Consider the following 15,524-nt stretch of genomic DNA (forward strand, 5'->3'; position numbering starts at 1 on the left):
GTCTCACCGCGTGGGGCGTTGTTTTTCTTTTTATAACCATTCAAGAGAGATGGCAACATAGAGCATGGCCAGCAAACCAAGAAGGATGACATCAAAAGAGGTAGGAAACACAACCGTTCGGACAAACTGAAAAACCAACAGCGGAAAGAGCACCTGTTTGCATCCGTATTTGATCCGTAAATACGTGGGGTTATACTTCCAACGAAAATTCATCACAATCACCTCATTCCAGCATATGCGCGTTAACTTTGGACAGTGTCTACAACCTTGAACAAACGCCTGAAACATTTTCGTGGGAAGCAGATAGTGGTTTGAATGGCGCCTGAAAAGGGAAGGTGTAGGGCAGGAAGGCTAGGACGAAACGAATAAAGGTGATCATAATGTTTTTGAAAATTGCCAAAACCCTTTGCGCAATTCCCGAAAGAAAGAATTATGCTAAAGTGTGTATGGGAGTGGCCCGGGGATGAATCATCAATTGGTCAAACTAATGGAATTGAAACAAAATTATGAGTATCTGGTGATGACCAGCAATGAGCAAAGCAAGCGCCAGGTCAATTACGAGAGTCTCATGCCATTTATAGAAGAGTTAGTCGATACGTGGTTCGTGAAAATGGACAAGCCCTGCTTCCTGTCGATCTCGTTTGAATCGGCTTTAGGTGTTGTCTATTTTCGAATTGAGCGTGGGAACAAAGAGAGCGCAAAAGTGCAGCGCGAAGTAGAGGAGCGCATTGTTGTCTCGGAACAGTGTGATACCGCTCAAACACCGCGTTATGTCCGTTTGTTCGCGCAGAGTAACGTCAACAACCGTGAGCTAAAGGAACTGGAGAAATCTTTTTATGGGTTACTCCTCGTGAACATCCGGGCGTTGATCCTCAGATGTCAACAGGACCAGTCATCAGGACAGCGAGAAATTGAGATGGAGATGAAGCTGGCTAGACGCATGCAGTCGATGCTCATTCCCACAGAAAAATTGCAGTTGACCAGTTTGCGAACAAGAACGGTTTACGTACCAGTCGATTATGTCGGTGGAGATTACATCGATTATCGACAAATTAATGATCGCTACACTTGTTTTATCATTGCGGATGTGTCTGGTCACGGTTTTTTGGCCAGTATTTGGGCAACGGGGATTAGGATTGCCGTACGGCAGGTGTTGCAGTCCAGCTATTTGCCGGATGAGATCTTGGAAAAACTCAATCAGTTGCTTTATGCAGATTTGGTGAAAACCCGTTCTTACATTACGATGCTGGTTGCTGTCTATGATGAGGTGGAACACAAAATTCGATTTAGCAGGGCAGGACATCCTCAGCCTTTTTATTTGTCCAAATCGAATCAAACCGTATTAGCCTGCAGGGGTGGGGTAGGCCTAGGGCTTTCGCCCGATAGCACGTACCAAATGGAGGAGGTACCCTTAGAAGAAGAGGGTATGCTATTACTCTACACAGATGGTTTGATTGATACAGGGAGAAAAGATGAGTTTCGAGGAAGCAGGCATTGGCTAGAAGAACTAACCTCCTTATTACATATGCCTGGTGACAGTAAGCAGGAGTCGATGGATCGAGTTGAGTCCTACTTAATGGAGATAACACAGCAGCGACAACAAACGGATGATATTTCTGTGTTGATTCTTCAATTTGAGCCTGAAGAGAGTATAGCCCTCGTGTAGTTGCGTCAGTGAATAGGAGGATGAACTGTGATTTTGTGTGAGCGTTGTCCGGACAATCCCACTTGTGATAATTGCCTTGTCGCGCTACGTTCTGGCGGTGCAGCGAATAAAGTCGTTCCGCCCCGCACTGTTAAGGTGACGAACCTAGCAACGATGGAATCGTACCAGGCGAAGCTGGTAGCAGTGAGTCGGACGACCATTGGGTTAAGCAGTTCTGAGCATGATTTGCACGGACGCATAGAAATAGAGCTCGCCTATGATTTCCGAATTATCGGTAGCGGATTGCGTGGTATAGCAGGTGATCCTTACCACATTATCGATATCGAAAAGGTTTTGCGACGGGAAGATGTCCTGGAGCGATTGCTTCTGGAAGAATTTCACACGTGGCACATGAGTGGCGAATTGGACCCTACAGACGTCTTGTTACATTGGAAGGATCGAGACGACGAGCGGGGGCGATTAATCAAACAAGAGATTCAAAAGCTATCCATACTGCGTCAGATCGAGACCATTTTCCTCTATCTTTACGATGAAGGGGAAGTGCGTCCGCTGGGTGACGCTCGTGCAAGTGTGGAAGTAGAGCGAGAAATGCAACGACTGGTCGAAGAGGCGGCTGGAACGGGCGGACCTGTGAGGGAGCAAATTGTCACCTCGGATGGTACAAAGGTGTTTGAATTATACACATCTGTATTGCCAGATCGGACCTGTGGAATCGCCTTGATTGATGTCACCGCCGTCATTGCAGAAGAACGAAAACGCAAAAGACGGGAATGGGAGATCTACAGAGATATTCTGGGTGTGGTCACAGAAGGTAAGCTGTTGTTGCTTAGTGATGAAGAATTATTTTTCTTGCTTCGGGAAGGGCATAAGCTCCTGGCGATCGATATCCGTTTACCGGAGCAGCTTGCAGAACTGCGTAAATTGTTCAAGCAGGCCTTGGAACCACAAGGCATTTCTGATAAACGATTGCTGCAGTTTCTCGTTGCGGTCAACGAAGCTGCTTCGAATACGTTGAAGCACGGAAATGGCGGTGTGGTCACGTTATACTTATCGAACGACAGGCAGATGTGCCGGGCTGTGATCCATGATGAAGGCCAAGGAATTTTGCTCGAGGATATTCCGCGTGCTACCTTACAACAAGGATTTTCTACACGCCACTCACTTGGTGCCGGCTTTCACGTGATCCTGCAATACTGTGATCGTGTATATTTGAGCAGCTCGCTGGCGGGTACAAAGCTAATTTTAGAATGTAACCTTTCGCGTTAAGCAACGATTTCCAAAAAGCCAAATGTTTGCAAGTGAATGAAAATGGGTAATATAGTAAAAGGACGAGCAGATTGGGTGTACCGATACCTATTGAGAGGAGTTTGAGCATGGACTACCGCGCAACAGAGGCGAACGGACAAGCTACATTGTTTTTCGTCGGAGAGTTGGACATGGCTGTAGGAGATCGAGTGGGTGAATTGCTCCAGCAGTATGGAGGGCGAAATCAATCCGTTACCGTCGATTTTCAAGGTGTCTCCTTTGTAGATTCTTCCGGTATTGGAAGCCTGTTTTTTACCACGAAAGAACTGTTGGCCATGGGCAAGCAGGTAGAAATCGTCAATGTCCGAGAAGAAATTCTCGATATTTTGGGCGTTCTCGGTTTTACCGAAGCACTGGGCATTGCAGTTGGAAAAGTGGGCGAAACCCGGGTTTGACGCCAAACAGCGTGATTGTATATAATAGTGAAAGCTAACAATAAGACAACTACATACGATATGAACGATGAGTGGGAAGAGTAAGTCAGGACGCCTTGGCAGAGAGGAGAATCAGTAGCTGCGAGATTCTCTAAGGTCATGAATGGCTGAAGGTCGCCCAGGAGTTTTTTCGGTGAAAGCATGTGCCTAGCCGAGACCGGTTCGCAACCGTTATCTTGTCAGAGTGAACACGCCATAAGCATGACGTTTATCGTGTGTTAACAAAGGTGGTACCGCGAAAATAATCCTTTCGTCCTTTGCGATGAAGGGTTTTTTTATTTTTTGCAAAGCAAGCCATGCTAATAGGAGGAGTCGTACATGTCTACACAGCCAACAACCGACATCGACCAATTGCTGCCGAAAAACTATGATCCAAAAGCAGCAGAGAACAAATGGTATCCGTATTGGATCGAAAAACAATTTTTCAAGGCAGAACGTGACCCGAATAAACGTCCGTTTACGATTGTTATTCCACCGCCGAACGTTACTGGTAAATTGCATTTGGGCCACGCACTGGATACGACTTTGCAAGATATCATTACGCGTACCAAGCGTATGCAAGGCTACAGCGCCTTGTTCTTGCCAGGTATGGACCACGCCGGTATCGCAACACAAGCGCGTGTAGAGGCTACCTTGCGAGAAGAAGGCATCTCTCGTCATGACCTGGGCCGCGAAAAATTCGTGGAAAAGGTATGGGAGTGGAAGCACATTTACGCTTCGCATATTCGTGAGCAGTGGGAAAAACTCGGTCTTGCTCTGGATTACTCCCGCGAGCGTTTTACCATGGATGAGGGCTTGTCCCAAGCTGTACGCGAAGTATTTGTTCGCTTGTACGAAAAAGGCTTGATCTATCGCGGCAATCGCATCATTAACTGGGACCCTGCAGCCCGCACGGCTTTGTCCGATATTGAAGTAATCTACAAGGAAGTAAAGGGTGCGCTGCATCACATGCGTTACCCATTGGCGGATGGCACTGGTTATATCGAAGTAGCTACAACCCGTCCTGAAACGATGCTAGGTGATACGGCTGTAGCGGTACATCCGGAAGATGAGCGTTACAAGGACATGATCGGCAAAACCGTGATTTTGCCAATCGTAGGACGCGAAATTCCAATCGTAGCAGATGACTACGTTGATCCTGAGTTTGGGTCTGGCGCTGTAAAAATTACGCCAGCACACGATCCGAATGACTTTGAATTGGGTCTTCGTCATCAGTTGCCACAAATCGTTGTCATGGATGAGACGGGCACGATGAACGAGCTGGCCGGTATCTACAAAGGCTTGGATCGCTTTGCATGCCGCAAGCAAATCATCAAAGACTTAACGGAGCAAGGCGTTATGTTCAAGGTTGAGGAGCATATTCATCAGGTTGGACATAGTGAGCGCAGCGATGCAGTCGTAGAACCATACCTTTCTACCCAATGGTTCGTAAAAATGCAGCCATTGGCTGACGAAGCACTGGCTAATGCAAATAGCCCTGAGAGTGTGAAGTTTGTCCCAGAGCGCTTCAAGACGAACTACCTGCGTTGGATTGAAAACATCCGTGACTGGTGCATCTCCCGTCAGCTTTGGTGGGGTCACCGAATTCCTGCATGGTATTGCGGAGATTGTAACGAAACGATTGTATCTCGTGCGGATGTGACTGAGTGCCCAAGCTGCCACAGCCACAAGCTGGAGCAGGACAACGACGTTCTCGATACATGGTTCTCTTCTGGTCTGTGGCCGTTCTCGACGCTGGGCTGGCCAGAAGAATCCGAGGACATGAAGTACTTCTATCCAACGAATGTCCTGGTAACAGGCTACGATATCATCTTCTTCTGGGTAGCACGTATGATGTTCTCAGGTCTTGAATTTACCGGGAAAAGTCCGTTTGAATCCGTTTTGATCCACGGCATTATTCGCGACTCCGAAGGCCGCAAAATGTCCAAATCACTCGGCAACGGTGTCGATCCGATGGAAGTAATCGAGAAGTACGGAGCGGACGCACTGCGATACACACTGGCGACCGGGAACTCTCCAGGGAATGACCAACGCTTCTATTGGGAAAAGGTGGAGGCAAACCGCAACTTCGCAAACAAGATTTGGAACGCGTCCCGTTTTGCCTTGATGAACCTGACTGACTTCAAATACGAGGAAATCGATTTGAGCGGTGAGTTGTCTACACCAGACAAATGGATTCTCTCCCGCCTGCAAGCAACAATTGCAGATGTAACCCGTCTGTCTGATGCATTTGAATTCGGTGAATCTGGCCGTGTGCTTTACAACTTCATTTGGGATGACCTGTGTGACTGGTATATCGAGATGGCGAAGCTGCCATTGTACGGTACCGATGAAGCGGCGAAGAAAACCACCCAATCCGTTCTGGTAACGGTTCTGGATCAAACGCTCAAGCTGTTGCATCCGTTCATGCCGTTCATCACGGAAGAAATTTGGCAGGCATTGCCGCACCAAGGCGAGAGCATTACAGTAGCACCTTGGCCAACCGTTAACGAGCAATGGATGTTTGCTGAAGCAGAAAGCGAAATGAACCAGTTGATGGATATCATCCGCAGCGTACGCAACATCCGCGCTGAAGTAAACGTACCGATGTCCAAGAAAATTGAGCTCTTGATCAAGCCAAGCGATGCACTGTCCGCTGAGCGACTGACACGCGGTGAGCAGTATCTCACTCGTTTCTGCAACCCTGAGCGTCTGGAAATCAGCCTGGATCTGGCTACGCCTGATAAAGCGATGTCTTCCGTGATCACGGGAGCAGAACTGTTCCTTCCACTGGCGGGCTTGATCGATATCGAGCAAGAGCTGAAGCGCCTGGAAAAAGAAGTGGCGACACTCAACGGCGAAGTGGAGCGCATTGAGAAAAAGCTTAACAATGCTGGATTTATGGCCAAGGCACCTGAAAAAGTAGTCGAAGAGGAAAAAGCGAAGATGGCAGACTACATGGATAAGCGGGATAAGGTGATTGCACGACTTGCTGAATTGAAGGGCGAATGATCCGCCATACCATCGCATATTTTTGAGAATGGAGCATTGTGGTATGCATGCAGAAGAAGGGTTTGTAGAATACACCCAAGCGCTCGACTGGCTGCATGGACTGCTCAGGTTCGGTCAACGGCCGGGGCTTGAGAGAATGCAGTGGGTTTTGGAGCAGGTAGGACATCCTGAGCGGAGAATCCCGTTTATTCATGTGGCTGGCACCAATGGAAAAGGTTCAACCTGCGCATTCCTGACGCAAATGCTGATGGAAGCCGGATATAGTGTAGGTACATTTACCTCCCCCTATTTGGTGGATTTCCGTGAACGCATCCGTTACAACGGCAGCATGATTGCGGAAGAAGATCTATTGCAGCTGGTGAATGAAGTTAAGGTGTGGGTGCAACGATGCGAACAAGAAACAGAGTATGGTTCCCCTACCGAATTTGAAGTGATTACGCTGATCGCCATTCTTTATTTTTCAAGAGTGGCGAGACCAGCGGTAGTCGTTTGGGAAACAGGACTAGGCGGGCGATTGGATTCGACGAACGTCGTCCTTCCGCTTGTTTCAGTCATCACGAATATCGGCATGGACCATACACAAGTGCTGGGAGAAAGCTTGGAAGATATTGCCCGGGAAAAAGCGGGGATTATCAAGCCGGGTGTTCCTGTAGTCACAGGTGAGGTTAGGCCGGAACTTCTCGCGGTTTTTGAGGAGCGCGCGAGACAAATGAAGAGTACGCTATATCATATAGGTGAACATTTCCAGGCAGAGCAGGTAGAGGAGCAGCTGGGTGATCAACAGTTTGGTTACAAAAGCATTCACCGTCGTGCGGAAGCATCCTACCGTCTTACCATGAATGGCATTCACCAAACAACCAATGCAGCCGTTGCTTTAATGACTATCGATGTCCTGCGAAATTACTTCTCTTTCTTGCTGGAGGAAGAAGAAATATCTCGTGGTTTGCAACAAACGCGTTGGCCTGGTCGTCTAGAAGTCATCTCTCCAAGACCAATGGTTATCTTGGATGGGGCACACAATCAGGAAGGAATGGAGGCGCTTGTAAGCAGTCTGGATCGGTTGTTGCCGGACGGAGTACAGTTGCATTTGCTCTTTTCTGGATTGGCAGATAAGCCGCTCGCCAAAATGGCAGAGTCGCTCGCACCAGTTAAGTCAAAAATGAAAAAGCTGCATGTGACAACCTTTGACTTCCCGCGTGCAGCCGAAGCCAATAGCTTACAAGAGTCGTTTTTAGCCGGAGGCTGGGAGCAAGAGTTTCTCGATGCAGTCCCAGACTGGCGGGCGTTTCTCCTTTCTTGGATGCGGGAGAAGCAATTAGCGAAGGCGGATGACTGGCTGGTCGTCTGCGGTTCGCTCTACTTCATCGCCCAAGTACGCGCATTCTTTCCCACTATAGTAGAAGAGGCAGGTGAATAGGGTGGATCAGGCCCAACACGTCCACTTTGTGGGCATCGGCGGTTATGGCATGAGTGCCATTGCCCGCGTCTTGATCGACCTTGGATACAAGGTAACCGGCTCCGATGTCGCCATGAACGATTTGGCGAAAAAGCTGGAAGCAAGAGGGGCGGTCATTCATATTGGCCATAATGCTGCCCACGTGGAGGGAGCAGACAGCATCGTATACTCCACCAGTATTTCTAAAGACAATCCTGAGGTGATCGCAGGCCAAGCACTAGGAATTCCGGTCATGCACCGTTCCCAAATGCTTGCTCGCATATTGAATGAACGCACAGGAGTAGCAGTAGCGGGAGCACACGGCAAGACGACCACGACATCGATGATCTCTCACGTACTGGAAGAGTGCGGTGTAGACCCGACTTTCATCATTGGCGGTGAATTGATGAGTGCTGGTACCAACGCAAAGGCAGGTACCAGTGATTATGTTATTGCCGAAGCAGATGAGAGCGACGGTTCCTTTTTGGAATACAGGCCGATGTATGAAATTGTGACGAGCATCGAACCAGATCATCTCGAGCATTTCGATGGCGACTTCAACAATTTGAAACAGGCGTATGTCCAGTTCTTGAGCCATCTCAAACCGGATGGAAAAGCGATCCTGTGTATCGATGATTCACATGTGCGCGAAGTCATGCCGTCCGTCGAAAAAACGGTCGTGACGTATGCAGTTGATCCGAACTTTGTGGCACAAGCACAGTTTTCTGCCACTTCGATTGAATGTGGAGATCGTTGCAGCACGTGCCAGGTTTATCACAAGGATGAGCGGTTGGGTGAATTGTGTCTCGTAGTCCCAGGCAAGCATAATATTGCAAATGCACTAGCTGCGATCGTTGTATGTCTGGATATTGGCCTTTCCTTTGATAAAATTGCACAGGCGCTGTCTACCTTTAGCGGTGCCAAGCGCAGATTTCAAATTATCGGGGATGCACGAGGCGTCCTGGTCGTAGACGACTACGCGCATCATCCGACAGAAATTATCGCGACACTTAGTGGGGCAAGAGCATCGGGCAGACGTGTAATCGCTGTGTTTCAGCCACAACGCTATACACGCACGTATTTCCTTATGGATGAATTCAGCCGTGCCTTTGCAGAAGCAGACGAAGTGATCATCACGGACATCTACTCCCCGGCTGGCGAAGAAAAAATCGAAGGAGTTACCTCCGAGGTGCTGGTTCAAAAAATCCGCACCAACAGCCACCCGCGTGCGCAGTACATTCCTACAAAGGAACAAATGCAGGAGCATGTCTTCAAAGAATTGCAAGAGGGCGACCTCGTGTTGACAATGGGTGCAGGAGACATTTGGAAATCTGCATATTGGCTGGCTGAAAAGCTAGAGAAATAACAGATAGAGCTGTATGAAGACTTGGAACCTACTGGTTTCAAGTCTTTTTATTTTGCTCTACCTATATTTAAAAAGTATCGAGCTATCAACAAAGCTAGTGAGAAGAAAAAGCACAGGGCTCGTAGACCTTGACAACGCCTACCCAGTCTCCACTTAAAAAAGGAGACCACGCTTGTCGAACACTTCTTCCTTGAGAAACGTCCGCCCGTAGGGTGGCTTTGGATCGACGGTCCCCTTTTTTAAGTGGAGACGTCCAGTGAATCCCCCATGCGGGCGTGTCAGAGTCGAAGAGACCTGTGCTTTTTCTTCTCCTCCCCTATGACGACTCAACATAGACTTTTATTTTTCTAAAAAATTAGTACCAGATACTAATATCTAGTGTTATAATCAGATCATAAAAATCGAAAGGTGATGTTCGGATGATGACAAATACAAGCCCCTTCAAGTCGCGAATTACCGCCATCGGTACGTATGTGCCGAGCCGCGTTCTTACTAATACAGATATGGAAAAGCTAGTAGATACATCGAATGAATGGATTTTGCAACGAACGGGTATTCATGAGCGCCGTATGGCAAGGGAAGATGAATTTACCAGTGATCTGGCCATCGCTGCTATCCACGATATGATTGCAAATTATGGGAAGGATGTCCGCGATGTCGATATGATTTTGGTCGCAACTAGTACCCCAGACTATCCATTTCCAAGCGTCGCGAGTCAAATCCAAGCGCATTTTCAAGTCGAGCAGGCGGGAGCCATGGACCTCTCTGCTACCTGTGCAGGATTTACGTATGCGCTCCATACAGCTAATGCGCTCATCAGCTCTGGTTTGCATCGCAAAGTGTTGGTGGTAGGTGCAGAAACGCTAACAAAAGTAACTGACTATACGGATCGTACGACGTGCATCCTATTTGGGGACGGAGCGGGAGCGGTGCTGGTTGAGCAGGATTCTACAGCTCCTGGTTTTTTGTCCGTCTATTTAGGCTCAAAGGGAGACGGAGGGATTCATGTATACCGAGCGGGCTTGTCCACGCGTATGGACGGACGAGAATTGAGCGGGAATGGATGCATGGTCCAAAACGGGAGAGAAGTGTACAAGTGGGCAGTAACAACTGTTCCAAAGGGGATGCTAGAGGTGGTGAACCGGGCGGGTAAAACGCTCGAAGATGTGGACTGGTTTATCCCGCACAGTGCCAATTTGCGCATGATCGAATCCATTTGTGAGAAGAGTCAGTTCCCTCTCGATAAGACATTGTACAGTCTGACACATTACGGGAACACATCATCGGCTACCATCCCATTGTCGCTCGCCTTGGGGATCAAGGAAGGCAAAGTAAAGGCAGGGGATACGATCCTGGTGTATGGGTTTGGCGGTGGTCTCGTCCACGGTGGTCTTTTGTTCACTTGGAATCCGTAATAGTGGCTATATCGAAAATGGAGAGGCTGTCCAGAATTGTTCTGGGCAGTTTTTTTGTCCCAGGAATGGTAGATATCCTTTTAGGAGGACAGGTTCGACTGGGGGAACAAAAAATGGCGAACGCTATGATATTATTCGTACTCTGCCTTTACCTTTCGTGGGTTGATTTTCATCATAGACGAATACCCAATCGCGCATTAGTTGCAGGGTTTGTACTAATTTCTTTTCTCGAACTCGCTCTCTCTTCGCCGATGGAATGGCTGATGGCTGGACTTTTTGCGATTCTCAGTTCACTGGTGTTTGGATGGATTAGCTATTACAAGCCTCTTGCGCTTGGGATGGGGGATGTGAAGCTATTCGCTCTAGTCTGCTATGGACTCGGGATTCGCGATTTTGTAGTCGTTCTTACGGTTGCGAGCTTGGCTGCATTGCTCGTCTCTCTCGTTTTGTTGCTGATACGAAAAGTAAGTCTAAAATACGAAGTGCCGTTTGCGCCTTTTGTCACGATGGGGTTAGCTGTCCTTATATTTATGAGTGAAGCCTCTTGAAATGGCTTGTGGAATCGTAGTAGAAACAAATTCGATAGAATCACTAGATAGAAGTCATAACCCGTCCGAGCAAAACGTATGCTAGTACAAAGAGCCTGTGACTAGGAGGGCAAGCGTATGAGCGGACAAAATAAAAATCGTGTGACGGTCAAAATGAACGGAAGGTTCTGGGATGAAAAGCGGGACGACAGCACAAAGGTAGCAAGTAGAAAGCGCACGCCAAAGGACGATACGCCACGTGTTCGTTTTCAAGCCCCCCCCTTACCGTTTACTGACCCGTTTAAGGAGAAGGGCAACGAAGCATGGGAACGGATGATGCAGCTACGAGGAGCTGCCGCCAAAGAAACGAAGCCGAGTATTGAACTCGATCAGACGCCAAACGACTCCTACGAATCCGATTTTTCCTTCGAGGATACCGAAGAAAAGGGATACAGGAGTCGTCCGATGAGTCGACTCGCAGCGTTATGGCCAGAGGGGCCCTTTTGGCGTACGACTTTAACAACAGGTGGGGCTGTAGCCATTGGCCTCTTGTTCGGATTTCTCGTTTTGACGGTCTTTTCTCAAAAGGAATTTTCCGAGTCGTACGGAAATGTTCTGAGTGAAACGGTTCAGACACTGACCGCGCCGGGTGCAGGCACTGAACAAACGGCTGGGAAAAATGGCGTGGCAGGTCCCGCTTTGCCAGATGATAGTCAGCAAGCGAAAGGTAAGGCGACGAATGGTAACACAGTGGGTCAAACAGCGGTAGCTCTACAACTGCCAGCCGTAAACATGTACGTTGCACAGGCGGGAGTATTCCAGCCGGATGCATCGCCGCAAACAGCTGTAGAACCACTGGAGAAGGCGGGTATTCCTCATCTGCTTTATAAAGACGCAAGCAAGCAGTACATGTTCGCAGCCGCTGCTCCCACAAGAGATGCTGTGCTAGGCTTTGCCGCCAGCTTGAAAAACAAAGGCATGGATATATACGTCAAAGAATTCTCCTTTCCCGCATTTGAAGGGTCTGTCCCTGTGGGAAAAGCCGCCAACGCATCTGGTGACCCTAACGTGAATGCCTTTTTCACCCACGGAGTCAAACTCGTCCAAACACTTTCCGCACAATCGGGGCTGATTATTACGACGGGTCAACTTTCGCCAACCGCAAAAGAAACGGCAGAAATAAAGGAAATTCACCGCCAATTTTTGGAGGAAAGCCGTAAAATGGAAGCCAAGGAGGCCTGGAAGCCATTGCTTGATGGGATGGTAAATGGGGTGAATCAAGCGCTGGCAGCCAGGGACAAAATGGCGGAAGCAAGCGCTGGCAAAAAGGTGGAAAGCGCGGAATCCTATGCGTGGCAAGTACAGGCAGGTGTCCTTGCTTTTTTCGAGAGCTACGCGAGTTGGATTCAAAAGGCACGTTCATCCACATAAATACAAGTTTATATGGTCTTCCGCAAGGTTTTCTTGCAGGAGGCCTTTTCTTTCTATACAGTAATTACCAGGAGCAATCAGGGATTGTTTCGCTTCTCCCCATTTGCTAAACTTATGTTTGGCAAAAAGAGAATCCCTTATAAAAAGGGAGTTGGGAAAATGGGGAAAGAAACGCTTACTCTCGTGTTTCTGTTGGTGAGTGGACTTTTGTTTGGTAGCATTATCGGGGAGATTTTAAGTCCTTGGCTACCTTTTTTGGCCAAGAGTAAAGAGATTACTTGGTCGCCTGCGGCAGATTTAGAAATTTTGAAGTACGAACTGAACTTTCAGGTAAAACTAAATCTAGCCAGTATCGGAGGCTTAGCCCTCGCGTTTTGGATACATCGACGAATAAAGTAGGTTGAAAAATGACGAAAAAAAATGTTCCTCTCATTCTGGCTTCATCTTCGCCGCGTCGAAGGGAGCTTCTGCAAACTTTAGGTTTATCATTTACCGTCATCACCAGTGATGTGGATGAGACGACCGCAGAGCATTTAACTGCGAGCGAAGTAGTAGAAGAATTGTCTTTGCGCAAGGCCAAGGAAGTGGCTTCTCGCTTGACGGAAGGCGTCGTTTTAGGATCTGATACGGTAGTCGTTCTTGATGACCAAATACTGGGCAAGCCTATTGATGAAATGGACGCATATCGTATGTTGTCCATGCTCCAGGGGCAAGAGCACACCGTTTATAGTGGAGTCGCCTTGATAGATGTGGAGACAGGTCGTACTGAAGTCTCACATAGTCTAACGCACGTAAGAATTCGAGCTTTAACAGAGCAAGAAATCAAGTCGTACATCGCGACAGGTGAGCCGATGGATAAAGCGGGCTCTTACGCCATTCAGGGTATTGGAGCCACGATCGTGGAAGGAATAAACGGAGACTACTTCACTGTTGTTGGTCTTCCGTTAGGCCTGACGTCTACTCTTTTGACACGTTTTGGGATGCCAATTTTGTAAAGTTGTCATGCTTGAATCAAGCGGCGACGGCCATACGCCTCATGAACATCTCCATGTCAGCCGTTTTCGATAATGTGAATATGGCTGGAGGCGGATATAAAATGGCAACAAATACCTGTAACAAAATGCTGTTGAAAAACGTCCCTTACTATGACCGTCCACGTGAACGACTGCTTCGCGAAGGAGCGGTCCATCTGTCTGATACTGAACTTCTTGCCATTTTACTGCGGACAGGCAGGGAACAAGAGACGGCTCATCAGCTGGCTCAGCGCTTGTTAGCCAGGTTTGGAGACCTGCGTGGTTTAGCCCAAGCCTCTCATGCTGAGTTAACAGAGCTAAAAGGAATTGGTCCAGTCAAAGCGATTGAATTGCATGCTGCGTTTGAGCTTGGGCGTAGATTGATGGGAGTTCCTCGAGAGTATAGGGCTTCTATCCGTTTACCACGGGACGTAGCTGATTTGATGTCGCCAGAGCTTGCTCATTTGACACAGGAACATTTTGTCTGTCTCTTTCTGAATACCAAGAACCATGTGATTGGCAAGCAGACGATTTTCGTAGGCAGTCTGGACGCTTCCATCGTACACCCGAGAGAAGTCTTTAAAGAAGCGATCCGTCGTAGCAGCGCATCGGTGATATGCCTACATAACCATCCGAGCGGTGATCCGACACCTAGCAGGGAAGACATTGCGATTACGCATACATTGCGTGACGCTGGTGAACTGGTGGGGATTTCATTGTTGGATCATGTTATTATCGGGGAAGGCAAGTACGTTAGTCTCAAAGAGCAAGGGTACTTGTAGCATGTTTGAAAACCTTCCCCAAAAACGCGGTCGCTCTACCTTGAAGAGGCCTCGAAAGAGGTTCTCTTATGCTTGTCATTTGGATTAATATTTGGAAGGAGTTTTTTTATGTTTGGTGGATTTACACGTGACTTGGGGATTGACCTCGGCACTGCCAATACACTTGTTTTTGTGAAGGGGAAAGGAATTGTGGTGCGTGAGCCTTCTGTTGTAGCGATCCGCACGAATAACAATTCCATTGAAGCAGTAGGGAATGCAGCGAAAAGTATGATCGGTCGTACACCAGGCAATATCGTAGCGGTTCGCCCAATGAAAGACGGGGTTATCGCTGACTTTGATACAACTGCGACAATGATGCGCTATTTCATCAATCAAGCACAAAAAAATCAAGGGCTGTTTACACGTCGTCCAAACGTAATGGTCTGTGTACCTTCGGGAATTACTGCGGTGGAAAAGCGCGCGGTCGAAGATGCTACGAAGCAGGCTGGGGCGAAGGAAGCATATACGATTGAAGAGCCGTTTGCAGCAGCGATCGGTGCAGACCTGCCGGTGTGGGAGCCGACTGGTAGTATGGTCGTTGACATTGGCGGCGGTACGACAGAGGTTGCAATCATCTCACTCGGGGGGATTGTGACATCCCGCTCTATTCGTGTGGCCGGGGATGAGATGGACGAAGCGATCATTCAGTACATCAAGCGCCGTTACAACTTGATGATCGGGGAACGGACTTCAGAAACACTCAAGTTGGAGATCGGCTCTGCGATTGCTCCTGATGAGGTCGAAAACGTTGACATTCGCGGTCGTGACCTTGTAACCGGATTGCCAAAAACGCTCTCGGTAAGCAGCACAGAGATTGCGGAAGCATTGGCGGAAACCATTTCTGCTATCGTGGAATCGGTGAAGGTAACACTCGAAAAAAGCCCGCCTGAGCTCGCGGCGGACATCATGGATCGTGGAATTGTACTCACAGGCGGCGGTGCGCTCTTGCGCAACATGGATCGCCTGTTAAGTAAGGAAACGGGTATGCCCGTGCATGTCGCGGAAAACGCACTGGATTGCGTAGCGATTGGAACAGGTCGTGCATTGGAGAACATTCACCTGTTCAAATCCAAGCAAGGCATCACCTCTTCCCGACTAAAACGGGGTAAATAAACGGAGG

At 48.4% G+C, this 15,524-nt stretch carries 14 protein-coding genes and 1 other annotated feature; of the genes, 13 read left to right on the forward strand and 1 reads right to left on the reverse strand.

Annotated elements, in window-relative coordinates; translation table 11 throughout:
* Window positions 1-30: 30 nt before the first annotated feature.
* Window positions 31-213, reverse strand: coding sequence for a hypothetical protein (locus tag BBR47_RS09400; protein WP_026133903.1), 183 nt, complete (start codon window positions 211-213; stop codon window positions 31-33).
* Between the two features lie 250 nt (window positions 214-463).
* Between BBR47_RS09400 and BBR47_RS09405 the strand changes: the two genes are divergently transcribed.
* From BBR47_RS09405 to BBR47_RS09465, 13 genes are all read left to right on the forward strand, one after another.
* Window positions 464-1,666, forward strand: a complete 1,203-nt coding sequence (locus BBR47_RS09405) for a PP2C family protein-serine/threonine phosphatase (RefSeq protein ID WP_012685541.1) — start codon at window positions 464-466, stop codon at window positions 1,664-1,666.
* 27 nt (window positions 1,667-1,693) lie between these two features.
* On the forward strand, window positions 1,694-2,932 hold the full coding sequence (locus BBR47_RS09410; RefSeq protein ID WP_012685542.1) for an ATP-binding protein: 1,239 nt from the start codon (window positions 1,694-1,696) through the stop codon (window positions 2,930-2,932).
* 107 nt (window positions 2,933-3,039) lie between these two features.
* On the forward strand, window positions 3,040-3,366 hold the full coding sequence (locus BBR47_RS09415; protein WP_007726674.1) for an STAS domain-containing protein: 327 nt from the start codon (window positions 3,040-3,042) through the stop codon (window positions 3,364-3,366).
* 58 nt (window positions 3,367-3,424) lie between these two features.
* Window positions 3,425-3,666, forward strand: a binding site (T-box leader).
* A gap of 57 nt (window positions 3,667-3,723) precedes the next feature.
* Window positions 3,724-6,396: a valine--tRNA ligase gene (locus BBR47_RS09420; protein ID WP_012685543.1), complete on the forward strand. Its 2,673-nt coding sequence runs from the start codon at window positions 3,724-3,726 to the stop codon at window positions 6,394-6,396.
* Window positions 6,397-6,439: 43 nt separating this feature from the next.
* Window positions 6,440-7,813 (forward strand): bifunctional folylpolyglutamate synthase/dihydrofolate synthase, encoded by a 1,374-nt coding sequence (locus BBR47_RS09425; RefSeq protein ID WP_012685544.1) that lies wholly within the window; start codon window positions 6,440-6,442, stop codon window positions 7,811-7,813.
* 1 nt (window position 7,814) lies between these two features.
* Complete coding sequence (gene murC / locus BBR47_RS09430) at window positions 7,815-9,197, forward strand: UDP-N-acetylmuramate--L-alanine ligase (protein WP_012685545.1); 1,383 nt, start codon at window positions 7,815-7,817, stop codon at window positions 9,195-9,197.
* Window positions 9,198-9,616: 419 nt separating this feature from the next.
* A complete protein-coding gene (locus BBR47_RS09435; protein WP_012685546.1) occupies window positions 9,617-10,612 on the forward strand; it encodes a ketoacyl-ACP synthase III in 996 nt (331 codons plus the stop codon).
* A 113-nt stretch (window positions 10,613-10,725) separates the two neighbouring features.
* Window positions 10,726-11,160 carry a prepilin peptidase gene (locus tag BBR47_RS09440; RefSeq protein ID WP_041749816.1) on the forward strand — a complete coding sequence of 145 codons (435 nt, stop codon included), beginning with the start codon at window positions 10,726-10,728 and terminating at the stop codon, window positions 11,158-11,160.
* 117 nt (window positions 11,161-11,277) lie between these two features.
* Window positions 11,278-12,570 (forward strand): hypothetical protein, encoded by a 1,293-nt coding sequence (locus tag BBR47_RS09445; protein ID WP_012685548.1) that lies wholly within the window; start codon window positions 11,278-11,280, stop codon window positions 12,568-12,570.
* Window positions 12,571-12,729: 159 nt separating this feature from the next.
* Window positions 12,730-12,969 (forward strand): DUF4321 domain-containing protein, encoded by a 240-nt coding sequence (locus tag BBR47_RS09450; RefSeq protein ID WP_026133904.1) that lies wholly within the window; start codon window positions 12,730-12,732, stop codon window positions 12,967-12,969.
* Window positions 12,970-12,977: 8 nt separating this feature from the next.
* Window positions 12,978-13,565, forward strand: a complete 588-nt coding sequence (locus BBR47_RS09455; RefSeq protein WP_012685550.1) for a Maf family protein — start codon at window positions 12,978-12,980, stop codon at window positions 13,563-13,565.
* A gap of 101 nt (window positions 13,566-13,666) precedes the next feature.
* Window positions 13,667-14,365: a RadC family protein gene (gene radC, locus BBR47_RS09460; RefSeq protein WP_012685551.1), complete on the forward strand. Its 699-nt coding sequence runs from the start codon at window positions 13,667-13,669 to the stop codon at window positions 14,363-14,365.
* 108 nt (window positions 14,366-14,473) lie between these two features.
* Window positions 14,474-15,517, forward strand: a complete 1,044-nt coding sequence (locus tag BBR47_RS09465) for a rod shape-determining protein (RefSeq protein ID WP_012685552.1) — start codon at window positions 14,474-14,476, stop codon at window positions 15,515-15,517.
* The last annotated feature ends 7 nt before the right edge of the window (window positions 15,518-15,524 follow it).

Origin of the sequence: Brevibacillus brevis NBRC 100599 (assembly GCF_000010165.1) — a bacterium.
Lineage (GTDB): Bacteria > Bacillota > Bacilli > Brevibacillales > Brevibacillaceae > Brevibacillus > Brevibacillus brevis_D.